We start from the raw sequence: 22,511 nt of genomic DNA on the forward strand, positions 1-22,511 counted from the left end.
TTACGCCCTCAATCTTCCAGAACCCAGGTGTCCTTGGTGCCGCCACCCTGGCTGGAATTGACCACCAATGATCCCTGTTTCAGGGCGACGCGCGTCAGCCCGCCGGGAATGATCTTTACCTTGTCCGACACCAGCACATAGGGGCGCAGGTCGACATGGCGTGGCGCAATGCCCTTGTTGACAAAGATCGGTACGGTGGAGAGCGCAAGCGTCGGCTGGGCGATGTAGTTGCTCGGTTTGGCCTTCAGCTTTTCAGCAAACTCGCTGCGCTCCTTTTTAGAGGCGGTCGGACCGACCAGCATGCCGTAACCGCCGGAGCCGTGAACCTCCTTGACCACCAGTTCCTCCAGATGCTCCAGCACGTATGTGAGGCTGGAGGCTTCGGAACAGCGCCATGTCGGCACGTTTTCGAGAAGCGCCTTGCGGCCGGTATAGAACTCGACGATTTCCGGCATGTAGGAATAGATCGCCTTGTCGTCGCAGATGCCGGTGCCCGGTGCGTTGGCGATGGTGATGTTGCCGGAGCGGTAGACATCCATGATGCCGGGAATGCCGAGCGCCGAATCCGGGCGAAACGTGAGGGGATCGAGAAAATCGTCATCGACGCGGCGGTAAAGCACGTCGATCGCCTCGTAACCCTTGGTGGTGCGCATCTTCACCTTGCCGTCGATGACGCGCAGGTCCGATCCTTCCACCAGTTCGACGCCCATCTGGTCGGCAAGAAACGAGTGTTCGTAATAGGCGGAATTGTAGATGCCCGGAGTGAGCACCGCCACACGCGGCCGGCCCTTGCAGCCGGCCGGTGCCAGCGAAGCAAGCGACTGGCGCAGAAGCCGCGGATAATCCTCGACGCGCTGCACCTTGTTGAGGGCAAACAGCTCGGGGAACATCTGCATCATGGTTTCGCGGTTTTCCAGCATGTAGGAAACGCCGGAAGGGGTGCGGGCATTGTCTTCCAACACGTAGAACTGATCCTCGCCGGTGCGAACGATATCGGTGCCGACGATATGGGTATAGACGCCGCCGGGTGGGCGAAAACCGATCATTTCGGGCAGGAAGGCAACGTTCTTTTCGATCAGTTCACGCGGAATGCGGCCGGCGCGGATGATTTCCTGCTTGTGATAAATGTCTTCAAGGAAGGCGTTGAGCGCCAGCACGCGCTGCTCGATGCCCTGCGCCAGCTTGCGCCATTCGCGCGCGGCGATGATGCGCGGGATGATATCGAAGGGGATCAGCTTTTCCGAACTGTCCGCATGACCATAAACGGCAAAAGTAATGCCGGTTCTGCGAAAGATGTTTTCGGCATCGCGGGTCTTCTGGATCAGGTGCGCCGGATCCTGGCTCGAATACCACTCATGATAGGTCTGGTAGGGCGACCGCGGAAGATCTTCCGCAGTTAACATTTCATCAAATGCCAATGGCGCGTTCCCCTTTTTTGACCATAAGAATACAAGCATCGGGGCTTTGCAAGCAGGATGCACATTTCGCGCGCAGAATTTATATTTGGCTTGAATCTGCTGAATTCGCAGGCTTTATGCTGATAAACAGGGCAGGCGGTGGTTGATGGCGGAAACGCGTGGGGTTGGCGCGGTTGGCCCTGTCTTCAAGCGGTTCGTCATGCCTCGATTTTCGGCATGGCTGCCAGTAGTGAGCCACGCTGATGGCAGAGTTCAATTTTTCTTCTTTGACCCGGAGGTTGCGGCGGCCTTAGAGCATTTCAGCCTGCTCACACAACCGGAGCCCGCGCATGCTCGATCGTCTGGCTCCGGCCGTTTTCGTCTTTCTCTGGTCGACCGGCTGGATCGTTGCCAAATATGCGGCGGCGCATGCGGATCCGATCACTTTCCTCGCTGCGCGCCACGCGCTGGCGGCGATTGCCTTTGCCGATGTGGCATTTGCCATGGGCGCGGTCTGGCCGAAAACTGCAAAACAACTTGGCCGGACGCTGTTTTCCGGCATTTTTCTGCATGGGCTTTATCTTAGCGGTGTGTGGTATGCGATCGGGCAGGGTGTGCCGGCCGGGCTTTCGGGGGTAATCGCCGGGCTGCAGCCGCTTTTGACGGCGATGATTGCCCCGCTTTTCCTGAGCGAGCGGTTGGGGCGGTTTCAGAAACTTGGTCTCGGCCTCGGTTTTGCCGGCATCCTGATCGCCATCTCACCGCAGCTTCTCGATGTCACCGAGCGTGGATTGTCGGGTCTGGCGCTGCCGGTGCTGATCAATCTGATCGCGATGTTTTCCGTCACCTACGGCACGCTTTACCAGAAGCGGCATCTGCAGCAGGGCGATCTTCTCTCCATCGCCTCGCTGCAATTCGTCGGCGCCTTCATCGTCACCCTGCCGCTGGCGCTTTTTCTGGAAGATTTGCGTTTCGACTGGACCATGCAGGCAGTCGCCGCCATGGCATGGTCGGTGATCGGTATCTCGATGGGGGCGGTGGCGCTGCTGCTTTATCTCATCCGGCGCGGGCAGGTGTCGCGTGCCGCCTCGCTCATCTACCTGATGCCGCCGACGGTGGCGATCGAGGCGGCCATCCTGTTCGGCGAACCGCTGACGCCGCCCATGGTGATCGGCACGATCATCGTCGTTGCCGGTGTGTGGATGGTGAACCGCAAGAGGGCAAAAGGTGAGGCGCGACCGGCCGCTGCTCAGTAGAAAAGCAGCCGCGCGCGTTTTGCGCCGGCAGCGGAGAGATGGCTCTTGATCTCGGTGAGATCGTCGGAGGTCAGCGCCCGCTTCGGGATCGGGTTGAACATGCCGTCTGCACTCAGCAGCACGAACGTCGTGTCGTTTTCGGCCCAGCGGGAAATCTCGCGCCATGCCTGCGTGCGATAGGCCTTGTGCTGACGGAACTCGATCTTTTCCGCATTCCAAGTTACTCGTACCTCACGGCTGGCACCTGTCGCCTGACTGAAGGCGATGGCTGACATGCGGCGGGATTGCCGCTTACCGTGCCAGAGCGTGACGGCTCCCAGAGCCAACACGAGGATCAGAATGAAGAGCACCGTGAGGACGAGGGAAAGCTCGGTCAGAGTGCGTGCCATATAGGCGGAGATCAGCAGCCATGAAAAAGCTAGCACGGTAACGAGCGGCCAGATATTGACCTGCTGGCGCCGCCACAGATCGTTGCCGGACACCACGTCCTGTTCGGTCAGTGAATAGCGGGCAGGCATTGGGATCTCCGTTGTTTGCCGACTTGGTAACGGGCTGTCTTGCAAAAGGCAAAGGCAGAGTGCTCGCCGCACGCGCCATCAGGCTATTGTTGCGTGGCACCTTGCCAAATCCGGGCAGCGCCCGATGTGTGCGTGGCATGAAGGAGCAGATATGATCAGAACGTTTACAACACTCGCCGCCACCGCGCTTGCCTGTCTGACGCTGGCCGGTTGTGTCAGCGAAGGCGCGACCTATCGCACACACGAGCGCGTCTATGTGCGTCCGTCCGGCCCAAGCCATCATTATGACGCCCGTCATGATCGCAGGGACTGGGGTCGCGGCCGCCATCATGCCCGTGACGACCGCCGTGATCGCCGCGACTGGAACCATGATCGTCGCGCAGACAGGGATGATCGACGTGGCCGCGACGGGCAATTCATCTACCGTGATGGTCGCCGTATCTGGGTGCCGAACCGCTAAAGGCCAACGGGATTCTTCGCGATCCCGAAGTGCAGATGCTGCAAAAGCAAACGGCCGGGCTGAAAGCCCGGCCGTTCGTGTTTTTCAGTGCATATCAGACATTACGCCGGGCGGCGCTTACGACCCTGCATGCCACCTTCGGTGCGGCCGGCATTGCCGAACTTGACCGGGCCGCGGGCTTCGCCCTGTTTCTGGCCCGCACCCTGACCACCACGGTGGTTGTTGCGCTGTGCGCCCGGCTCATGCGCGCCGTGGGCTGCATGCTCCGGCTTGCCCTGGCCACCCTTGCGGTGATCATCACGGCGTTCGCCGCGATTGTCATTGCGGGCCGGACGGCCTTCATGACGATTGCCGCCATCCTGGCCGCCGAACTGCTTCTTCGGACGGAAATCCGAGGTCGAGGCGAGATCGTTGTCGCCATGCGACTGCGGAACGCTTTCCTCGCGGCGCTGGCCACGAAAATCCTCATTGCGACGGTTCGGGCGAGCCGGACGGCCACCATTTGCACGTTCGCCGTGGGGGCGTGCGCCGTGAGGACGGTCACCACGTTCTCCCGAACGGGCACCGGCTTCAGCATTGGCGCCATCACCGAACGGCTGGCGGGCAGGGCGTTCTCGACGCGGCTTGCGCGCCTCGCCGGATGCGTTCCGGCCTTCGCCGCCGCCATTGCCACGACCGCCACGGCCCTGGGACTGGCCGCCACGGTTGCCGCCGCGATTGTTGTTATTGCCGTTGCCACGCACCGGACGGTTCATGGTCTCGGGGCGCTCGCCCGAAGCCGTTGCAATCTCGATGCCCATCAGCTTCTCGATGTCGCGCAGCAGCATCGTTTCGTCGGGTGCGCAGAATGCGATGGCGATACCGTCGCGACCGGCGCGGGCCGTACGACCGATACGGTGAACGTAGGCGTCCGGCACTTCCGGCAGGTCATAGTTATAAACGTGGCTGACAGCCGGAATGTCGATGCCGCGGGCGGCAACGTCGGTGGCGATCAGCGTCTTGATCTCGCCGTCACGGAAACCCTTCAAGGCTCGCTCGCGCTGGCCCTGGCTCTTGTTGCCGTGAATGGAAGCGACCGAGAAGCCGATATTGTCGAAATGCTTCATCAGCTTTTCGGCAGTGTGCTTGGTGCGCATGAAAACGATCGAGCGGCCATCCGGGTTTTCGAGCAGCGTCTTGCGCAGGATTTCCGTCTTGTCGCCCTTGCCGGCAACGAAGTGAACATACTGCTCGACCTTGTCGGCAGCCTTGCCCGGAGGCGTCACTTCGACCTTGACCGGATCGGTCAGGAATTCGGCAGCCAGATCGGCGATCGCCTTCGGCATGGTGGCCGAAAACAGCATGGTCTGGCGCTTCTTCGGCACGATCTTGGCGATCTTGCGCAGGTCATGCACAAAGCCGAGGTCGAGCATCTGGTCGGCTTCGTCGAGCACGAGGAAGCGAACCGTGGTCAGGCCGATGGCGCGGCGGGCAACCAGATCGAGCAGGCGGCCGGGGGTGGCGACCAGAATGTCGGTGCCCTTTTCCAGCTGCAGCTGCTGCTTGTTGATCGACACGCCGCCGACGACGAGGTTGATCTTGAGGGGCTTGCCCTTGATGAAGGTCTTCAGGTTGGCGGCGATCTGGTTCACCAGCTCGCGGGTCGGGGCAAGGATGAGCGAACGCGTCGTGCGGTTATCGGGACGACGGTCTTCGGCCAGCAGGCGCTCGATCAGCGGCAGGCCGAAAGCGGCGGTCTTGCCGGTGCCGGTCTGTGCCAGGCCGATCAGGTCGCGGCCTTCGAGCAGCAGAGGGATGGCCTTTTCCTGAATAGGAGTAGGCGTTTCGATCCCGAGCTGCGACAGCGTTGCGACGATCTGCTTGGAGACGCCAAGCGTTTCGAAATTGGTCAAGTCATAAACCTTTCGGGGCGCCAAAAGCACAAGTGCCGGCGCGGCACCATGCCGGGTCGGCTGCTTTAGGCGTCAAGAACCCCGCGTGAAGTGGGAACTTGTGTGTTGGAAAATACTTTCCAGCGCTTGAACCCTCGTCGTGAGGGCGATCTATCTATGCGCCTTGTTCCTTCTTCGCGAATGCAGAAATTCGTCGCGGGGCCAGCTCACGCGGCGGCCGGAAGGTGAAAGCTGGCCGCCATTTGGTTGTTTTTTGAAGAAAAGTCAAGAGCAGCACGACGCGGAGCCTATTTGCCGGACATTCTCACCGCCTGCCCGGCTGGCCTATGCCCGTCAGGATTGCTGAAAGCTGCGTTGCAGGACAACCCATTGTTAACCATCATCGTGATGATATCCCGTGATCTGATGACATATCGAATCACGCGTCGCGGATAGGCGCGCGGTCAGCGAGGGCGGGTTGACAAGCGATAGCGAGCTTTTGGGCGTGGCCTGCGAGCGGATCAACGATCTGCGAGCGCCAGCCTTCATCAAGGACAGCGCCCTGCGGTACGTTGCTGTCAACGATGCCTATGCGCGTCTGTTCGGCTTTTCTCGCCAGGATTTCAAGGGCAAGCGCACGTTCGATCTCGCAGAACGCCTCGATACGTTCGACTGTGAGGAAAAGGAACGTCGCTCGCTGGTATTCGGCAACGACGAAACAGCGCTGTCGCTTGATGAGCGCGGCGTTACCCGACACAAGATCCATATCGAGCGATTTCTGACCGAAGACGACCGGGCCTATGTTTATGGCGTGCTGGAAACCATGGCGGATGCGCCGGTCATTGCGACCGCGTCCGAGCGACCGGTTGCCAGGGATAGCATTCCGGGTGAAGGACCAGAGGGCATTCTGCAGTATGGCGAGAGCAATCGGCCGCAATTTGATGAGTTGCTATTGAACGATGCTCTCGATCTGCTCGATATCGGCGTCGGCATCTATGGAGAAGACGACTACAGCGACGACAAGACGCTGATTTATTGCAATGCGCAGTTCGTCCGTTTTTATGCGCCGCTCGGCATTGATGTTGCCGTGGGTCTGACGATCGGCGACATGTCGCGTGCCATCTATGATCGTGCTCTGGAACGCGCGCCGGATGAGATGCGGCTGGAAAATCCCGATCGTGATACGTGGATTGCCGCGCGGATCGCTCGTTTTGGCGAGCCCAACAGCGATGTCATCGAACACCTGCCGGGTGGGCGGTGGTTGCGTAGCGTCAACAAGCGTCTCGACAATGGTCTTGTGATTGCGCTTCGCCTTGATGTCACCGAGTTCAAGGATCAGGAAATCCAGCTTCGTGAAAAAGCCAAGCAGAGCGAACTTTTCCGTGCCGTGCTGGAAGATTTGCCGGTGCCTGTTTTTCTGCGGGACGCCGATCGCCGCCTGAGCTTTGCCAACGACGCCTATGAGGAAATGCTCGGCGGCAAGCGCGAGGATTTTCTGGGCAAGACCGAGGCGGAGATGTTTCCGTCTGCCGGCCAGCGTTTTGTCGATGAAAACACCCGCGTGCTGCGGGATGGCACCCCGATCGACAAGGTCGAGGAGGTCACCTTTCCGGATGGCGACGTCATTCCCGTCATCACGCGCCTTCGCCGCATCATCTCGCCTGATGGCGAACGTCATCTCGTCTGCTCGCGCACCGACATCACCATGGTCAAACAGGCGCAGGACAAGGCCGAAAAAATGCATCGGGATCTGCAGACGATCCTCGATGCCATGCCGGTCGGTATCGGCATTCTCGATGACGGCCTGCGCTTCGAATATGCCAATTCGGCCTTTTACGGTTTTTGGGATGCCGGCGAACAGTTCGAGCTCAAGGGGCGGGCCTACAGGGATTTTCTGAAGGTCAATTACGACCACGGCATCTATGCCGGTGATCCCCGTTCGTTCGACGAGATTTACGCCGATCGCATCCGCCGTCTGACGGATGGCGAGATTGGGCCGCCGATCGAGGTGAAAAGCCGCGATGGCCGCACCATCGTCATCTCCGGCACGCCGCTGACCGGTGGCAAGATGCTCTTGAGCTACATGGACATCTCGGCCCTGCGCAAGCGCGACGAGGAAGTGTTGCAGGCGCGTGCCGCACTGGAACTGCAGGGCGCGCTGATGCGCGATGCCACGAGTGCCATGAGCCAGGGGCTGCTGATCCTGCACGATGGTTTCATCGTATTCTCCAACAATGCGCTGGCCGCCATGCTGGACCTGCCGGAAAATCTGGCGACAGTCGGCTCGGCGTGGCGCGACATTTTCCGTTTTTGCCACAAGCGTGGCGATCTCGGCGGCCATGATCAGGCGATGGATGCGCTGCGCAGTTGGGAAACCAGTATCGAGCTTGGTCACCCGGTTGCCCTGACTTTTTTGATCGAGAGCAAGAAATGGGTGCAGGTCGAGGCCAAGCTGACCGGTGACGATCACTGGCTTGCCGTCTTTACCGACATTACCGAGATGAAGCTGCGCGAGCAGGAACTGACACGCCTGCTGCAACGCGCCGAGGCCGCCGACCGCGCCAAGTCCGAATTCCTCGCCAATATGAGCCACGAGATCCGCACGCCGATGAATGGTGTGCTCGGAATGGCCGAACTCCTGTCCAAATCGCAGCTCGATCCGCGCCAGAAAACCTTCATCGACATTATCGTGAAATCCGGTAATGCGCTGCTGACAATCATCAACGACATTCTCGATTTTTCCAAGATCGATGCCGGTCAGATGAAGCTCCGGAAGGCGCCTTTCGATCCGGTTGAAGCGATCGAGGATGTGGCGACGCTGCTGTCGTCTTCCGCCGCCGACAAGGATATCGAACTTTTGGTGCGCGGTGATGTCACCGTGCGGCATACGGTGATGGGTGATGCGGGCCGTTTCCGCCAGATCGTCACCAATCTCGTCGGCAATGCGGTGAAATTCACCGAAAAGGGCCATGTCTTCATCGAACTGTCGGCGACGCCGGCAGCCGGCAACCAATTGACGCTGGCGATCCGCATCGAGGATACCGGTATTGGCATCCCCGAAGACAAGCTGCGCACCGTCTTCGAGAAATTTTCGCAGGTCGATACGTCCTCGACCCGCCGACATGAAGGCACCGGTCTTGGTCTTGCCATCACTGCTGGCCTCGTCAATCTGTTCGGAGGCTCGATTGATGTGGAAAGCAAGGTCGGTCGTGGGTCCGTCTTCACCGTCAGCATGCCGCTGGAGGTCGTCAGCGAGCGCAACAACGCACCGGCGCTGCCGCTGGCCACCGAAGGTGCAAAGATCCTCGTGATCGACGACAACGCCGTCAATCGCCGCATCCTCACCGAGCAATTGGGCATGTGGGGCTTTGATACGGTTGCCGCCGATGGTGGCCCGGAAGGGCTTGCTGTTCTGGCCGAGGCAAGCCGATTGGGCATCACAATCGATGCGGTCGTGCTCGATTATCACATGCCAGAAATGAACGGCATGGAAGTGGCCGCCCATATCCGCGGCGATGGCCGTTTTGCCGATATTGCCATCGTGTTTTTGACCTCGATGGACATGGCCGGTGATGACAGCGTCTTTGCAGCGATGAACGTGCAGGCGCATCTGATGAAGCCGGCGCGTGCCAATCTTCTGCGCAGTACGATCGTTGATGTGGTCCGAGGCGTTCGCACGCGCCGCCGGGCCGCCGCCATCGCCGAAGTTGCCGGGCCGATGCTATCGCCGCGACATCAGCCGGCTACCGTGTCCGTCCTCATTCCTGAGCCCGAGGCTACGACAGCAACGCGCACGGTCGCGCCATCGCTGCATGTGCTGGTGGCGGAGGACAATGACGTCAATCAGATCGTCTTCACGCAGATCCTGCAATCGACCGGCCTGAGCTTCGTCATCGCCAAGAATGGTGCCGAAGCGGTGGATATCTGGCGTGAGCGTGATCCCGCCATCATCCTGATGGATGTGTCCATGCCGGTCATGAACGGCCACCAGGCGACCAGAAAAATCCGTGAGCTGGAAGCCGAAACCGGCGCTCATGTACCGATCATCGGTGTGACGGCGCATGCGCTGGAAAGTGATCGCGAGCTTTGCCTTTCCGCAGGCATGGACGATTATCTGTCCAAGCCCATCAGCCCGGAAATGCTGGAGCAGAAAATCAACGCCTGGCTTGGAAGCGGCGCCATCAATGGTGCGGCCCAGAAGTGAGGTCATCGTCCGTGTAATGCGAAGACGATATCGACATGCTCGGTAAGTGGTTCGCCGGGTGTCGAGTTTGTGCAACTATCCGAATATTTTACTTTTCTGAAGGGCTGCAATATTGCGGTCGCGCGCATTGTTGTCTACTGGCGGCCAACTTCTCATAGCGCAATCAGGAAAGGGTCGGGAGATAAACTCTCGCACCGTAGCTCATGACATCTGACGTCACGATGGTTGTAACCAGCTGCCGGCGATTTGATCTTCTCGAAAGAACGCTGCGGTCCTTTTTTACCTATAACGACTACCCGCTCAAGGAAGTCATTGTCATTGAAGACAGTGATGATGAGGGAATTTTCAAGCTTGCTGAAATGTTTCCCGAGCAGCCGATCCGTATCATCTTCAACAAAGTAAATATCGGTCAGTCGCGTTCTGTCGATAAGGCTTATGCCGAGGTGGAAACGCCTTATATATTCCATATCGAAGATGACTGGGAATTTACCAATCCCGGTGTCATCGCCGCATTGAAGGAAACGCTTGTCGCCGAGCCGGAAACGCTGCTGGCGCTGGCGCGCACGGAAACCGACATGCAGGGATATGTGCGCAGCGTCCGCACCCGGACCCGAAATGGCGTGGCCTACAAGCGCCTTTATCCGGAACTGCATTTTATGTGGTATACATTCACCTTCAATCCGAGCCTCAAGCGGACAGCCGATTATCGCCAAATTGTCGGCGGTTACAGCGCCGTTGGCAACGAATATGCGTTGAACCAGTATTACAAGGCACAGAGCCGCACGATGTGCTGGGTTCTGGCGCAGGACGTGCGCCATATCGGTGGTCACGGCCGCAGCAATTACGGCAAACGCAAAGACCCGCTTTTCAGCCGGAACAATCGCTTGAAATGGTCGCAGTCGTTACAGCGCAAGTTCTGGCACGCATTGCGGAAATTGGGAATCGATACGGAACGGCCGCAGCGTTGGTTGACGTCTCGACCCAAGACAATGGTCTGAAGTTCAGCCCTTCTTCCCGCACAGCATCTCACGTTTGCCGGCAAAACCCGGTCGGCGCTCGACGGTGAAACCGGCTGCCTGCAGGTTTCGGCGCACGAAACCGGCTGCGGCGTATGTGGCAAACGATCCGCCAGCCGTGGTCTTTTCGCAGACCGCAGACATCAGTTCGGGTGACCACATGTCGGGATTGCGCGACGGCGCAAAGCCGTCGAGGAACCAGGCATCGAACCTGATCGCGTGGCCAACCACATTGTCGAGCGCAGCGCCACAGACGACTGTCAGTTTCGTTTGTTCGTCGAGCTGCAGTTCGATCCGGCCTTGCGGATTGTCCGGCCAAAGTCTTGTCAGTGCCTCGCGCTCGGCGTCGAGCTCCGGCCAGTGTGACAGCGCCCGGTCGATCGAGGCGCGATCCATTGGATAGAGCTCGAAAGAGGTGAAATGCAGGCCTGCGCCCGCATGCCGCACATGCTTCCATTGCCGCCAGGTTTCGCAAAAATTCAGGCCGGTGCCGAAGCCGAGCTCGCCGATCGCAAAGTTTTCGGGGCTTTCCCAGCGTTCCGGCAGGCCATTGCCCGCCAGAAACACATGGCTGCATTCCAGCCGGCCATCCGTCTGGCAATAAAAATGATCGCCAAACTGTGGCGAATAGGGCATGTCGCCATCACGCCAGTCGAGCGGCTGTGCTTCCGGAACGGGATTGGAATCTGTCATGGGAAAAGCCGATAATCCGGCTGTGTCTTCTGGTCAATCATCCACAGAGCTGTTGATCATCGGCGGCGGCGTCATGGGCCTGTGGGCTGCGGTAAAGGCGGAGCGCCTCGGCATTCCCACGATCCTCGTCGAAGCCGGTGGTCTGGGGCAGGGCGCCAGCTACGGCCTGGTTGGTGCGCTGATGCCGCATCTGCCCGACAAGTGGAACGACAAGAAGCAATTTCAATTCGATGCGCTCGTGACGCTCGAAGGCGAGGTTGCCCGGCTGGAAGCGGAGACCGGTGTTTCCTGCGGCTATAATCGCTGCGGCCGTTTGATCCCGCTGCCCAAACCACATCTCATCGACATTGCCCGCCGTCACTCCCACGATGCTGAAACGCAATGGCTCGCCGGTGATCGGCAGTTTCACTGGCATGTTCTGGAAAAGACGCCGCATCCTGAATGGCTGGATGCCTCGATCGGTGAGGCGGGGGTCGTCCACGACACGCTGGCGGGCCGCGCTTCTCCAAGGCGTTTCGGGGCAGCACTGGCGGCCGCCTTGAAACAGGCGCGACATATCCGCATCATCGAGAACAATGGTGTCGCACGACTTTCCGGCGATCAGGCGATCCTCGCCGATGGCAGCCGCATCACCTTCGGTCATGCCATCGTGGCGAACGGGCATCAGGCATTTCCGCTGCTGGAGAAACTTGGAGCACCGATGCCGCGCCCACTCGGCATGCCGGTCAAGGGGCAGTCTGCTCTCCTGAAGGCCAATGTGGATATCGATCTGCCGGTGATTTTTCTCAAGGGGCTTTACATTGTTCCGCATGAAGGTGGCACGGTCGCCATCGGCAGCACCAGTGAAGAGGTTTTTGCTCATCCGTCTTCCACGGATGAGCAGCTCGACATGTTGATTGCGCGCGCCCGTGATATGTCGCCCATGTTGGCGAATGCGCCTGTCGTTGAGCGTTGGGCTGGTCTGCGGCCAAAAGCGATCGATCGTGATCCGATGATCGGCCGGCACCCGGATCACGCACGCATCCTGTCGCTTGCGGGTGGCTTCAAGGTCAGCTTCGGCCTCGCCCATAAACTGGCCGATGCGGTGCTGGATGCGCTTGCAGGCCGGACCATGGATGTGCCGCCAAGCTTTTTATTAGAAAATCATCTCACAGTTGCGCGAGCAGCCGTGTAACGCCGCCGAATCGTCGTCATCCTGTTACGCAAATCACCTAACCCGGTCCTTGGGGATGCTTGAGCAATGCGTGAAGTACAACCGCAATTCAGGATGATGACGCATGCGCTATTCGATCAATTTTACGCCGCCGGCGCATGATCCGCTGACGCTCGGTGCTGCGCAATGGCTTGGTCGCCACCCCTTTTCCGGTGCGGCCTTCGATCACCCGGCTCTGCGGGGCTTGAGCCTGCACGATATAGCCTTCAACACGGCGCTGCCGCGTCGCTCGGGTTTTCATGGCTGCCTGCGACCAGGTTTTCGTCTGGTGCCGGGCACGACCGAGCAGGAACTGCTGCGCGAGCTAATGCGCTTTGCCGGCAAACACCGCCCGTTCACGCTGCCGCAGCTGGAAGTGGTACGGATCGGCTCCCAGTTTGCACTCGCGCCGGTCATTCCGTCTCAGTCCATGCATCTTCTGGCCGGTGCCGTCGTCACCGAATTTGAGCGTTTTCGCCTGCCGATGCCGGATGACGAAATGGAGCGCGCTGACCCCGGAAATCTGTCGGCCGGCCAGTTTGCCAACATGCTGCGTTGGGGCGACCCTTATGTGATGGACGAATTCCGTTTTCACATGATGCTGACAGGCCCCTTGGCGCAGACGGACCTTGGCCGGTTCGAGGCCGCGTTGCGCGGCTATTTCACGCCGCTCCTCACCGAGCCGGTCGAGGTGACCAATCTTGCCCTGTTCGTGGAAGAAGAGCAGGGCGCGCCGCTGACGGTCCACTCGCTCCATCCGCTCGGTCGCGTGTCGGCCCGCAAGACCGCCTGACTGCCGTTTTACTTGAGCTTGCCCATCTCGACATCGGTGCCATACGGCTGATACCGTTGGTAAAAATGCATCGAGGGGATGTCATGCTGCTGCCGGTCGAAAGTCCACGCAATTTTGTCGGCTACGGCCGTATGGCGCCGCATCCGAAATGGCCGGATGGCGCAAATATCGCTGTACAATTCGTGATCAATTACGAAGAGGGCGGCGAAAGCTGCATTCTCGATCAGGACAAGGCCTCGGAAAATCTGCTGTCGGAGATCGTCGGGGCGGCGCCCTGGCCCGGCCAGCGCAATCTCAACATGGAATCGATCTATGAATATGGGTCGCGTGCGGGGTTCTGGCGGCTTTGGCGGCTGTTTACCGAACTGAATGTTCAGACCACCGTTTATGGCGTGACGCTGGCGATGGCGCGCAATCCGGAAGCGGTGGCAGCCATGAAGGAAGCCGGTTGGGAAATCGCCAGTCACGGTTACCGCTGGCTGGAATACAAGGATTTCTCTGAAAGCGACGAGCGCGGGCATGTCCGGGAGGCGGTGCGGCTGCATACCGAACTAACGGGCGAGCGCCCCTACGGAATGTATCAGGGCAAACCTTCCGACAACACGCTGAAACTGGTGATGGAGGAGGGTGGTTTTCTCTATTCGTCAGACAGTTATGCCGATGACCTGCCCTATTGGGTGAAGGGTGCCGATGCGAAACCTTTCCTGATCATTCCCTATACGCTCGAAACCAACGATATGCGCTTTGCCACGCCGCAGGGGTTCAATACCGGTGACCAGTTTTTCACCTATCTGAAGGATGCCTTCGACACCCTCTATCGCGAAGGCCAGGAAGGGGCACCCAAAATGATGTCGGTTGGCCTGCATTGCCGGCTGGTCGGGCGGCCGGGGCGTATGGCGGGGCTGCGGCGCTTCATGGAATACGTGCTCTCGCATGAAAAGGTCTGGATCCCGCAACGGATCGAGATCGCCCGCCACTGGCATGAACACCACCAGCCGACGGGTGCCCTTTGACAGCGCGTTCAGACTTTATCGAGACATTCGGCGGCGTGTTCGAGCACTCGCCTTTCATTGCAGAACGCGCTTATGACGCGGGTTTCGTCACCGTGCCGCTGACGGCCAAGGGTCTGCATGACGGCATGGTTCTGGAGTTCCGCAATGCCGCGCGCGAGGAACGGCTGGGCGTATTGCGCGCCCATCCCGATCTGGCCGGCAAGCTGGCGATCGCTGGCGAACTGACCGAAGACAGTGCAAGGGAACAGGCCGGCGCCGGTCTTGGTCGCCTGTCTGCGGCAGAACATGCGCGTTTCACCGAGCTCAACAGCGCCTATATGCAAAAATTCGGCTTTCCCTTCATCATTGCGGTGAGGGGGCTGAACAAGGACGATATTCTTGCAGCTTTCGAGCGCCGTATGGGCAACGACGCAGACGAGGAGTTCGAAACGGCGGCGGCGCAGGTGGAGCGTATAGCGCTGTTGCGGTTGCAGGCGCTGTTGCCGCAAGCATGATGCGACTATAGTGTCGGCACAGGGAGCAACGCCGCCATGAGACCGTCGGAAGTGCTGGACAAGAACAGGCAGGCCATCCGCGAAGCGACAAAGCGCTTCAATGCGGCGAACCCGCGTGTTTTCGGCTCAGTGGCGCGCGGGGAAGACCGACCGGGAAGCGATATAGACATTCTTGTTGATGCCCTACCGGGAAGTACCCTGCTGACACTGGGTGGGCTACAATACGAACTCGAGCAGCTGTTTGAAGGCATCAAGGTCGATCTTCTGACGCCCGGCGATTTGCCGGAGACGATCCGGTCGCGGGTGCTGGCTGAGGCCCGGCCTTTATGAGTGACAGGCTGCAGCTTTATGTTAAACAGATGGAGACGTCAGGCGTGGATGCCTGCAACTTCGTTGAGGGGATGAGCCGTGACGCATTCCTGAAAAATGTTCTTGTTCAGCGTGCGGTCGGCATGAGCCTTTTGATGCTGGGGGAAGCCGTCGTGCGGCTGGCAAGGGAATATCCCGAAGTTCTTGTCGATCATCCATCGATACCTTGGGCTGAAATCCAGGGATTGCGGCACCGCATTGCTCACGGGTATTTCGACATTGATCTCTCTATCGTCTGGGAAACGACACAAGCATCGCTCCCTGATCTCATCGGTCAGCTTCAGGCTCTGCGCCATTGGCGCGCCCAAGGCGAATGACAAGCGAGGCCAACCATTGACCGCAATTCTTCAAATCCGGCCGCTGACCAAACATGACTTCGCCCGCTTCGGCGACGTCATCGAGGCCGATCCTTCCCGTATGCGGCTGATCAACAATGGCACGACCGAGCGTTATCACGCGCTCGCAGAACCGGTTGTTATCGGCGCGCCGGAACGCCTTATCTTCAATATCTTTCGCGGCCAGCCGCGAAAATTTCCCTATGCGGTCGATATGATGGAGCGTCATCCGTTCGGCAGTCAGAGTTTCGTGCCGATGTCCGGCCGTCCGTTTCTTATGGCGGTATCCGATGATGAGGACGGCCGGCCGGGCAAGCCGCAGGTGTTTCTGGCCGGCGCGCATCAGGGCGTGAACTATTTTGCCAATACATGGCACCATCCGCTGATGGCGCTCGACGACGTCAGCGATTTTCTTGTGGTCGATCGTGACAACACAGCGGAAAACCTCGAGGAGTTTTTCTTCGAAACTCCCTACCGGATCGAGGAGCCAGAACGATGACCGGCCTCACCACCCATGTGCTCGACACCGCCAGCGGCAAGCCGGCTGAAGGGCTGGTGATCGAGCTTTACCGGATCGAAGGGGAGGCGCGCGAAAAAATCAGGACGGTGACCACGAACGGTGATGGCCGTATCGATGGCGGCCCCATTTTGAACGAGGAGACCTTTGTTGCCGGCATTTATGAACTGGTCTTTCACGTGGGAGATTATCTGCGCGGTCAAGGCGTGACGCTGGCCGAGCCGGCATTTCTCGACATCATCCCGATCCGTTTCGGTATCGCCGACATCTCCGCGCATTATCACGTGCCCTTGCTGCTCTCTCCTTACGGTTATTCCACCTATCGCGGCAGCTGAGGGTTTGCCGATGTCGCCGAGATCGATACAGATCGTGACGGGCTCTCTGTGGGATAAAAATATCATTGGCCCGGAAATGACGCCCTCCTGTTGTGGGTGAGGCGCCGTTTGGGCTTGTCAATCAACGGTGAATGACGCAATGCCGGGAAAGCGGCCCTTTGCCTCGCGCAAAGCTGCCGTCCTGCAGTTAACGACCGGATCATGCAATGTCCCCGACATCTCCCGGCGCCGCACCGCGCCGTCTCACCGCCCAGGATTTTCGCACGCTTGGATTGGCCGCCCTCGGCGGTGCGCTGGAATTTTATGATTTCATCATCTTCGTGTTTTTCGCGGCGGTCATCGGCAAGCTGTTTTTCCCGGCGGACATGCCGGAATGGCTGCGCCTGATCCAGACATTCGGCATTTTTGCCGCCGGTTATCTGGTGCGCCCGCTTGGCGGCATCGTGCTTGCCCATTTTGGCGATATGTTCGGTCGCAAGAAGGTGTTTGCCTTCTCCATTCTGCTGATGGCGCTGTCGACGCTCGGAATGGCGATCATGCCGACCTATGCAACGATCGGCGTGCTCGCCCCGATCCTGCTCGTTGTCATGCGCATCCTGCAGGGTGCCGCCATCGGCGGTGAAGTGCCGGGCGCCTGGACCTTTGTCGCTGAGCATGTGCCACTGCGCCGCGTCGGTTTTGCCTGCGGATTTCTCACCTCGGGTCTTTCGCTCGGCATTCTGCTTGGCTCCTCCATCGCCACCGTCATCAACACCGTCTTCACGCCGGAAACGATCGAAGCCGGTGCATGGCGCATTCCGTTTTTCCTCGGCGGTATTTTTGGCCTTCTGTCGGTGTGGATGCGCCGCTGGCTGCAGGAAACCCCGATCTTCAACGAGATGAAGGAAAGCCGCGCGCTGGCACCCGAGTTGCCGCTGAAAACGGTTCTGCGCGATCACATGCGTGGTGTCGTGATCTCGATGCTGCTGACCTGGCTTCTGTCGGCCGCAATCGTCGTCACCACGCTGATGACCGCTACGCTTCTGCAGAAGATTTACGGTTATACGGCGCAGCAGTCTCTGGCGGCGACCAGTTTCGGCACGCTGTTCCTGATCTTTGCAACATCGGCCGCCGGTACCATTATCGATCGTGTCGGGTCGGGCCGCTTTTTCATTGTCGGCGGCATCTTTTTCGGTGCAGCGACATGGGCCTTTTACAGCTATGCCGGCACCTCGCTCACGGTCATGTTCGCGCTCTACGCGGTCATGGGGCTTGCGGTCGGCATTGTCGGTGGTGTGCCCTATGTCATGGTCCGGGCTTTCCCGGCGCGTGTTCGCTTCTCCGGCCTGTCATTTTCCTACAACGTTGCTTACGCCATCTTCGGCGGACTGACGCCGATCGCCGTCACATCCATGCTGGCGATCAACCCGATGTCTCACGCCTATTACCTGCTGTTCATCGCGGCTCTGGCAATCGCCATCGGCATTTACCTCAGCCTGCGTGGCGAGACGGTCGAGGCCGCAGCCGGCATCGAGGAATTGACCGAGCGTCTGGCCCGTACCTGATTGGTTCTGGCTCACCGGGAGGGGCGGTCGTCGCCCCTCGGGGGGCGGTTCCCTCCGAGGCAGGTTAAGTTGATCGGTGTTCACGATCTTTTGCGATCTGTTTACGGCAGGGTTGGGTATAGCGGGGACCTATCGGAATAAAGAGGTTCACCGTTGAACAATATCATCCTGACGCGGCGCACGCTCGTCCTTGGTGGCGTGGGCGCGGCCACGGCTGCGCTTGCCGGCTGCACGACGACGGCCGCGGAGCCGGAAGTCGCTGCTGCTCCCGTGGTCGATAATTCGATCTATGCCACCATGTATGCCGCAGTGCCCGACGAACAGTTTCCGCTGCCCGCCATACCTTACAAGCGCATCAACAGGCGTTTCTATCGTCAGATGGTTGCCAATCCGACCGGCGAGCGCCCCGGAACCATCGTGGTCGATACGGCCAATTTCTTTCTCTATCTGACCTATGAGAATGGTCAGGCGATGCGTTACGGCGTCGGGCTCGGTCGACAGGGGTTCGAATGGTCCGGCCGCGGCGTCATCCAGTACAAGCGCGCATGGCCGCGCTGGACGCCGCCGGATGAAATGGTGGCCCGCCAGCCGGAACTGCAGCCCTACAGCATCGCCAATGGCGGTATGGATCCGGGCCTCAACAATCCGCTCGGTGCGCGTGCGCTCTACATTTTCCAGAACGGTGAGGACACGATCTATCGCATCCATGGCTCGCCGGAATGGTGGACCATGGGCAAGGCGGTGTCTTCCGGCTGCGTGCGCATGCTCAATCAGGATATCATCGATCTCTACAATCGCGTGCCGCCCAAGGCTCCAATGGTGGTGACAAGCCTGCCGAATACGTTGGGGGCCTGAGGCCAGGGGAAATGGCTGGTGCCGGATGGCGCTGCGCCATTTGCGTGCGGGATGGAACCTTGACCGTGTTTCGGCGTTTTCAGTCGCTCCCAGCGACAACAGAGAAGGAACGCGTTTTGGCCCGAGATCTCAATTCCACCGTCGAAGCCCTGCAGGATCAGCTTTCGCAGCTTCGCTCCGTGCTGCAGCAGCAGGCCCGTGAAAAGGCATCGGAGGCATCCTCCTATTTTTCGCCGCGCGCGCACCGTCTGTCGAAGGAATTGACGAGTGAAGGCTATGGCCTTGCCGAGGCTGCGAAACGTCATCCGACGGCGGCAACCGGTGCCGTTTTTGGCGCACTGGCGCTGGGCGCGGTGCTTGGCCTGTTTTTGTCTGGTGCCATCCGCGACCGCGATTGACCATCTCGAATAGCAGGCTTTGCCTGTCGATTTTGAAGAGTGCCCGCCATGTTGCCGTCAGGAAAACGGTCATAAGGTGGGCATTTTCCGTTTCAGAACGGGTTTTCTGCGATCACGTTCGAATTGACATCGCGGATGTCGCGCTTGCCGCACAGAGCCATGGTGATGTCCATTTCCTTGCGGATGATTTCCAGCGCGGTCGTGACGCCTTCCTTGCCCATGGCGCCGAGCCCGTAGAGAAACGGTCGGCCGATATAGGTGCCCTTGGCGCCGAGTGCGACAGCCTTCAGCACATCCTGACCAGAGCGGATGCCGCCATCCAGATGCACTTCCATGCGGTCGCCGACTGCCGCCACCATCTTTGGCAGCATGCTGATGGAGGAGGGGGCGCCGTCGAGCTGACGGCCGCCATGATTGGACACGATGATCGCATCGGCACCGGTATCAGCGGCGGCACGTGCGTCTTCCTCATCGAGAATACCCTTGATGATCAGCTTGCCGCCCCACAGATCCTTGATCCAGCGGATGTCGTCCCATGACAGCCGCGGGTCAAACTGTTCTGCCGTCCAGGCCGACAGCGAGGAAAGGTCGGAGACGTTGGAGGCATGGCCGACGATATTGCCGAAACCGCGACGTTTGGTCTGCAGCATGTCCAGGCACCAGAAGGGTTTCGTCGCCAGTTGCATGGCGCTGTTCAGCGTCCATTTTGGCGGTGCCGACAGGCCGTTTCGCAGGTCCTTGTGACGTTGGCCGAGGATTTGCAGGTCGGCGGTGACGACGAGCGCCGAGCATTTGGCCACGCGGGCGCGCTCGATCAGGCGTTCGATAAAACCGCGATCTTTCATCACGTAAAGCTGGAACCAGAAGGGTTTTGTCGTGACCGAGGCAATGTCCTCGATCGAGCATATGCTCATGGTCGACAGCGTGAAGGGTACGCCGGCTTCTTCCGCCGCCTTGGCTGCCAGCATTTCGCCATCGGCGCGCTGCATGCCGGCAAGCCCGGTGGGCGCCAGCGCTACCGGCATGGACACATCATGGCCGATCATCTGAGTGGCCAGAGAACGGTTGGTCATATCGACCAGCACGCGCTGGCGCAGCTTGATTTTCGAAAAATCCTCTTCGTTGGCCCGGTAGGTGCTCTCCGTCCATGCGCCGCTATCGGCATAATCGAAGAACATTTTTGGCACGCGACGCCGGGCCATTGTCTTCAGATCGGCGATGGTAAGCGGCTTGGACATGATGCGTCTCCCTCCCTGACATGATGTCAGAGAGGTAGCATATCGATGTCGCGAGGGAACAGAAATTCGACATGTTCCATGTTTTTTGCAAGCCACTCGCCTGATTGTAGAAGGTCTGATAAATGTACGGAATAAAGGTCTTTAAATAGATCTTGATATGGCGCGAAAGGGCAAAAACCATGCAGCGTGTCGAAGCGGAAATGGCGGTCAGCGTCTCTGATCTGAAAAAAAATCCGTCTGCAATCGTCGAGGATGCCGGCGGCGGCGCCGTCGCCATCCTCAATCACAACAGGGTCATGGCCTATATGGTGCCGGCCAGCACCTATGAGGCGCTGATAGACGCCTTGGACGACCAGGCACTTGTCGAGATTGCCAAGGCGAGGGCTGGCGAGAAGGGCGTGCCGGTCAATCTCGATGACCTATAGGCTGGAATTCCTTCCAGCCGCGCGCAAGGAATGGGACAAGCTTGGCGCCACGCTGCGCGAACAATTCAAGCGCAAGCTTTCCGAACGTCTTCAACGGCCGAGAGTGCAGGCCGATGCGCTGCACGGCATGCCGGATCATTTCAAGATCAAGCTGCGCGCTGTAGGGTATCGGCTCGTTTATCGTGTTGAAGACGAAAGGATTACTGTCGTCGTCGTCGCAGTTGGGCGGCGGGAGCATTCCGACGTCTATAAGGCTGCGAAGAGGCGCTGAGCTTCAAAGTTTGTTTTTCATCTCCTTGCCCGCCACATAGGTCTCCACCACGGCGCGGTCATCGCCCATGGTTTGCAGCAGAAACAGTTCTTCCGGCAGCGTTTTGATCGTTTCCACGCGCAGTTTCATCGCCGGTGTCGATCCGGCATCCAGCACGACCAGATCGGCAACGGAACCGACATCCAGCGTGCCGATATCTGCCTGCATCGACAATGCCTCGGCATTGCCTCGCGTCGTCAGATAAAAGCTTTCGAGCGGATTGAGGCGCTCGCCGAGCAATTGCTGGATCTTGTAGGCTTCGTCCATCGTCTTCAGCATCGAATAACTGGAGCCGCCGCCGATATCCGTAGCGACGGAGACGCGGACCGATTTTTCACGACGCATCATCGCCTTCATCGGAAACAGGCCGGAACCGAGAAAAAGGTTCGAGGTCGGGCAGTGTACGGCGATGCTGCCGGCTTCCGACAGCGCGTCCATTTCGCGTTCCGACAGGTGGATGGCGTGGCCGAGGAGGGTCTTTTTACCCAGCAAGCCGTAACGGGCATAGATGTCCGTGTAGTCGGTCGCTTCTGGGTAAAGCTCGCAGGTGTATTTGATCTCGTCGTGGTTTTCCGAGAGATGCGTCTGGATGAACAGGTCCGGAAACTCCTGCGCCAGCGCTTGCGCCGCCTGCATCTGGCCGGGAGTCGAGGTGATGGCGAAGCGAGGTGTGATGGCGACGTGGTTACGGCCCTTGCCGTGCCATTGTTCGATGACCGCGCGGGTCTCATCATAGCCCATTTCGGGCGTATCGAGCAGGCCCTGCGGGGCGTTACGGTCCATCATCACCTTGCCGCCGACCATGCACATGTTGCGCTTCAGGGCTTCCGCAAAAAAAGCGTCGGCGGAGGTTTTGTGCACGGAACAGTAGGCGACGGCTGTCGTAGTGCCGTGGCGCAAAAATTCGTCATAGAAATGCGTGGCGATGCGGGCGGCATGGTCGCTTTCGACGAAGCGGCATTCCTCTGGAAACGTGTAGGTGTTCAGCCATTCCAGAAGGTTGGCGGCGTAGGAGGCGATCACCTGCATCTGCGGGAAATGCACATGCGTGTCGATAAAGCCCGGCAGGATCAGATGCGGGCGGTGGTCGATCTCGACCACATCGTCCGGCGCTCCGGCCTTCACCGTTGCATAATCACCGGCCGCGGAAATCCTGCCATCCTCGCCGACCAGAAGACCACCATCATGCTCATAAAGATAGCTGTCGCTATCGGTGAGCGAATGGGGCGCGCGGTGGAAGGACAGGAGGCGTCCGCGGATCAGGGTGTTTGTCATCTA

Annotated in this window: 23 protein-coding genes; 17 read left to right on the forward strand and 6 right to left on the reverse strand. The window is 59.4% G+C overall.

What is annotated here, in order from left to right; genetic code table 11:
- Positions 1–8: 8 nt before the first annotated feature.
- Positions 9–1,418 carry a circularly permuted type 2 ATP-grasp protein gene (locus ACRQ1B_RS03360; RefSeq protein ID WP_432292246.1) on the reverse strand — a complete coding sequence of 470 codons (1,410 nt, stop codon included), beginning with the start codon at positions 1,416–1,418 and terminating at the stop codon, positions 9–11.
- Between the two features lie 329 nt (positions 1,419–1,747).
- Between ACRQ1B_RS03360 and ACRQ1B_RS03365 the strand changes: the two genes are divergently transcribed.
- Positions 1,748–2,653: a DMT family transporter gene (locus ACRQ1B_RS03365; RefSeq protein WP_432292247.1), complete on the forward strand. Its 906-nt coding sequence runs from the start codon at positions 1,748–1,750 to the stop codon at positions 2,651–2,653.
- Here the strand turns inward: ACRQ1B_RS03365 and ACRQ1B_RS03370 are convergent.
- A complete protein-coding gene (locus ACRQ1B_RS03370) occupies positions 2,647–3,171 on the reverse strand; it encodes a YcxB family protein (RefSeq protein WP_432292248.1) in 525 nt (174 codons plus the stop codon). The two genes, ACRQ1B_RS03365 and ACRQ1B_RS03370, sit on opposite strands and share 7 nt — an antisense overlap.
- 151 nt (positions 3,172–3,322) lie before the next feature.
- On the opposite strand from ACRQ1B_RS03370, the gene ACRQ1B_RS03375 reads away from it, so the two are divergent.
- Positions 3,323–3,631 (forward strand): hypothetical protein, encoded by a 309-nt coding sequence (locus ACRQ1B_RS03375; RefSeq protein ID WP_432292249.1) that lies wholly within the window; start codon positions 3,323–3,325, stop codon positions 3,629–3,631.
- Between the two features lie 101 nt (positions 3,632–3,732).
- On the opposite strand, the gene ACRQ1B_RS03380 is transcribed toward ACRQ1B_RS03375, so the two are convergent.
- Complete coding sequence (locus tag ACRQ1B_RS03380) at positions 3,733–5,523, reverse strand: DEAD/DEAH box helicase (protein ID WP_432292250.1); 1,791 nt, start codon at positions 5,521–5,523, stop codon at positions 3,733–3,735.
- Positions 5,524–5,980: 457 nt separating this feature from the next.
- Here ACRQ1B_RS03380 and ACRQ1B_RS03385 point away from each other — a divergent pair, with 457 nt between their 5' ends.
- Together ACRQ1B_RS03385 and ACRQ1B_RS03390 are read left to right on the forward strand one after the other, a co-directional pair.
- Positions 5,981–9,706, forward strand: a complete 3,726-nt coding sequence (locus tag ACRQ1B_RS03385) for a response regulator (protein WP_432292251.1) — start codon at positions 5,981–5,983, stop codon at positions 9,704–9,706.
- A gap of 221 nt (positions 9,707–9,927) precedes the next feature.
- Positions 9,928–10,704 (forward strand): glycosyltransferase family 2 protein, encoded by a 777-nt coding sequence (locus tag ACRQ1B_RS03390; protein WP_432292252.1) that lies wholly within the window; start codon positions 9,928–9,930, stop codon positions 10,702–10,704.
- Between the two features lie 3 nt (positions 10,705–10,707).
- Here the strand turns inward: ACRQ1B_RS03390 and mnmC2 are convergent, their stop codons facing one another.
- The gene (gene mnmC2, locus ACRQ1B_RS03395) at positions 10,708–11,415 is read right to left on the reverse strand and encodes a tRNA (5-methylaminomethyl-2-thiouridine)(34)-methyltransferase MnmC2 (RefSeq protein WP_432292253.1); all 708 of its coding nucleotides are present in this window, start codon (positions 11,413–11,415) and stop codon (positions 10,708–10,710) included.
- On the opposite strand from mnmC2, the gene ACRQ1B_RS03400 reads away from it, so the two are divergent.
- From ACRQ1B_RS03400 to ACRQ1B_RS03450, 11 genes are all read left to right on the forward strand, one after another.
- Positions 11,414–12,589, forward strand: coding sequence for an NAD(P)/FAD-dependent oxidoreductase (locus tag ACRQ1B_RS03400; protein ID WP_432292254.1), 1,176 nt, complete (start codon positions 11,414–11,416; stop codon positions 12,587–12,589). The two genes, mnmC2 and ACRQ1B_RS03400, sit on opposite strands and share 2 nt — an antisense overlap.
- 103 nt (positions 12,590–12,692) lie before the next feature.
- Entirely contained in the window at positions 12,693–13,400 is a 708-nt protein-coding gene (locus ACRQ1B_RS03405) for a DUF1045 domain-containing protein (protein ID WP_432292255.1), read from the forward strand.
- Positions 13,401–13,483: 83 nt separating this feature from the next.
- Positions 13,484–14,413: an allantoinase PuuE gene (puuE, locus tag ACRQ1B_RS03410; protein WP_432292257.1), complete on the forward strand. Its 930-nt coding sequence runs from the start codon at positions 13,484–13,486 to the stop codon at positions 14,411–14,413.
- Positions 14,410–14,907 (forward strand): 2-oxo-4-hydroxy-4-carboxy-5-ureidoimidazoline decarboxylase, encoded by a 498-nt coding sequence (gene uraD, locus ACRQ1B_RS03415; protein WP_432292258.1) that lies wholly within the window; start codon positions 14,410–14,412, stop codon positions 14,905–14,907. Before puuE ends, uraD begins: the two co-directional genes overlap by 4 nt.
- A 36-nt stretch (positions 14,908–14,943) precedes the next feature.
- Positions 14,944–15,237, forward strand: a complete 294-nt coding sequence (locus ACRQ1B_RS03420; protein ID WP_432292259.1) for a nucleotidyltransferase family protein — start codon at positions 14,944–14,946, stop codon at positions 15,235–15,237.
- The gene (locus ACRQ1B_RS03425; RefSeq protein WP_432292260.1) at positions 15,234–15,593 is read left to right on the forward strand and encodes a HepT-like ribonuclease domain-containing protein; all 360 of its coding nucleotides are present in this window, start codon (positions 15,234–15,236) and stop codon (positions 15,591–15,593) included. The genes ACRQ1B_RS03420 and ACRQ1B_RS03425 overlap by 4 nt, the downstream gene beginning before the upstream one ends.
- 16 nt (positions 15,594–15,609) lie before the next feature.
- Positions 15,610–16,110 carry an ureidoglycolate lyase gene (locus ACRQ1B_RS03430; RefSeq protein ID WP_432292261.1) on the forward strand — a complete coding sequence of 167 codons (501 nt, stop codon included), beginning with the start codon at positions 15,610–15,612 and terminating at the stop codon, positions 16,108–16,110.
- Positions 16,107–16,463 carry a hydroxyisourate hydrolase gene (uraH, locus tag ACRQ1B_RS03435; protein ID WP_432292262.1) on the forward strand — a complete coding sequence of 119 codons (357 nt, stop codon included), beginning with the start codon at positions 16,107–16,109 and terminating at the stop codon, positions 16,461–16,463. The genes ACRQ1B_RS03430 and uraH overlap by 4 nt, the downstream gene beginning before the upstream one ends.
- A gap of 206 nt (positions 16,464–16,669) precedes the next feature.
- Positions 16,670–18,007 carry an MFS transporter gene (locus ACRQ1B_RS03440; RefSeq protein ID WP_432292263.1) on the forward strand — a complete coding sequence of 446 codons (1,338 nt, stop codon included), beginning with the start codon at positions 16,670–16,672 and terminating at the stop codon, positions 18,005–18,007.
- Between the two features lie 153 nt (positions 18,008–18,160).
- Entirely contained in the window at positions 18,161–18,862 is a 702-nt protein-coding gene (locus tag ACRQ1B_RS03445; RefSeq protein ID WP_432292264.1) for a L,D-transpeptidase, read from the forward strand.
- Positions 18,863–18,978: 116 nt separating this feature from the next.
- On the forward strand, positions 18,979–19,260 hold the full coding sequence (locus tag ACRQ1B_RS03450; RefSeq protein WP_432292265.1) for a hypothetical protein: 282 nt from the start codon (positions 18,979–18,981) through the stop codon (positions 19,258–19,260).
- A 92-nt stretch (positions 19,261–19,352) separates the two neighbouring features.
- Here the strand turns inward: ACRQ1B_RS03450 and ACRQ1B_RS03455 are convergent, their stop codons facing one another.
- Positions 19,353–20,498 (reverse strand): alpha-hydroxy acid oxidase, encoded by a 1,146-nt coding sequence (locus ACRQ1B_RS03455; protein ID WP_432292266.1) that lies wholly within the window; start codon positions 20,496–20,498, stop codon positions 19,353–19,355.
- A 179-nt stretch (positions 20,499–20,677) separates the two neighbouring features.
- Here ACRQ1B_RS03455 and ACRQ1B_RS03460 point away from each other — a divergent pair, with 179 nt between their 5' ends.
- Together ACRQ1B_RS03460 and ACRQ1B_RS03465 are read left to right on the forward strand one after the other, a co-directional pair.
- Positions 20,678–20,923 carry a type II toxin-antitoxin system Phd/YefM family antitoxin gene (locus tag ACRQ1B_RS03460; protein ID WP_432292267.1) on the forward strand — a complete coding sequence of 82 codons (246 nt, stop codon included), beginning with the start codon at positions 20,678–20,680 and terminating at the stop codon, positions 20,921–20,923.
- Complete coding sequence (locus ACRQ1B_RS03465) at positions 20,913–21,194, forward strand: type II toxin-antitoxin system RelE family toxin (protein WP_432292268.1); 282 nt, start codon at positions 20,913–20,915, stop codon at positions 21,192–21,194. The genes ACRQ1B_RS03460 and ACRQ1B_RS03465 overlap by 11 nt, the downstream gene beginning before the upstream one ends.
- Before the next feature lie 3 nt (positions 21,195–21,197).
- Here the strand turns inward: ACRQ1B_RS03465 and guaD are convergent, their stop codons facing one another.
- Positions 21,198–22,508 (reverse strand): guanine deaminase, encoded by a 1,311-nt coding sequence (gene guaD / locus ACRQ1B_RS03470; protein ID WP_432292269.1) that lies wholly within the window; start codon positions 22,506–22,508, stop codon positions 21,198–21,200.
- Positions 22,509–22,511 lie beyond the last annotated feature (3 nt).

It is taken from the genome of Endobacterium panacihumi (assembly GCF_050847465.1).
GTDB classification, from domain to species: domain Bacteria; phylum Pseudomonadota; class Alphaproteobacteria; order Rhizobiales; family Rhizobiaceae; genus Neorhizobium; species Neorhizobium panacihumi.

Bases quoted from the DNA above. Each gene is read 5' to 3' on its own strand.
- ACRQ1B_RS03460 (WP_432292267.1), top strand. From the start codon at position 20,678: ATGCAGCGTGTCGAAGCGGAAATGGCGGTCAGCGTCTCTGATCTGAAA.
- ACRQ1B_RS03405 (WP_432292255.1), top strand. From the start codon at position 12,693: ATGCGCTATTCGATCAATTTTACGCCGCCGGCGCATGATCCGCTGACG.
- ACRQ1B_RS03440 (WP_432292263.1), top strand. From the start codon at position 16,670: ATGTCCCCGACATCTCCCGGCGCCGCACCGCGCCGTCTCACCGCCCAG.
- puuE (WP_432292257.1), top strand. From the start codon at position 13,484: ATGCTGCTGCCGGTCGAAAGTCCACGCAATTTTGTCGGCTACGGCCGT.
- ACRQ1B_RS03400 (WP_432292254.1), top strand. From the start codon at position 11,414: ATGGGAAAAGCCGATAATCCGGCTGTGTCTTCTGGTCAATCATCCACA.
- ACRQ1B_RS03370 (WP_432292248.1), bottom strand. From the start codon at position 3,171: ATGCCTGCCCGCTATTCACTGACCGAACAGGACGTGGTGTCCGGCAAC.
- ACRQ1B_RS03425 (WP_432292260.1), top strand. From the start codon at position 15,234: ATGAGTGACAGGCTGCAGCTTTATGTTAAACAGATGGAGACGTCAGGC.
- ACRQ1B_RS03455 (WP_432292266.1), bottom strand. From the start codon at position 20,498: ATGTCCAAGCCGCTTACCATCGCCGATCTGAAGACAATGGCCCGGCGT.
- ACRQ1B_RS03390 (WP_432292252.1), top strand. From the start codon at position 9,928: ATGGTTGTAACCAGCTGCCGGCGATTTGATCTTCTCGAAAGAACGCTG.
- ACRQ1B_RS03365 (WP_432292247.1), top strand. From the start codon at position 1,748: ATGCTCGATCGTCTGGCTCCGGCCGTTTTCGTCTTTCTCTGGTCGACC.
- ACRQ1B_RS03465 (WP_432292268.1), top strand. From the start codon at position 20,913: ATGACCTATAGGCTGGAATTCCTTCCAGCCGCGCGCAAGGAATGGGAC.
- guaD (WP_432292269.1), bottom strand. From the start codon at position 22,508: ATGACAAACACCCTGATCCGCGGACGCCTCCTGTCCTTCCACCGCGCG.
- ACRQ1B_RS03375 (WP_432292249.1), top strand. From the start codon at position 3,323: ATGATCAGAACGTTTACAACACTCGCCGCCACCGCGCTTGCCTGTCTG.
- mnmC2 (WP_432292253.1), bottom strand. From the start codon at position 11,415: ATGACAGATTCCAATCCCGTTCCGGAAGCACAGCCGCTCGACTGGCGT.
- uraH (WP_432292262.1), top strand. From the start codon at position 16,107: ATGACCGGCCTCACCACCCATGTGCTCGACACCGCCAGCGGCAAGCCG.
- ACRQ1B_RS03420 (WP_432292259.1), top strand. From the start codon at position 14,944: ATGAGACCGTCGGAAGTGCTGGACAAGAACAGGCAGGCCATCCGCGAA.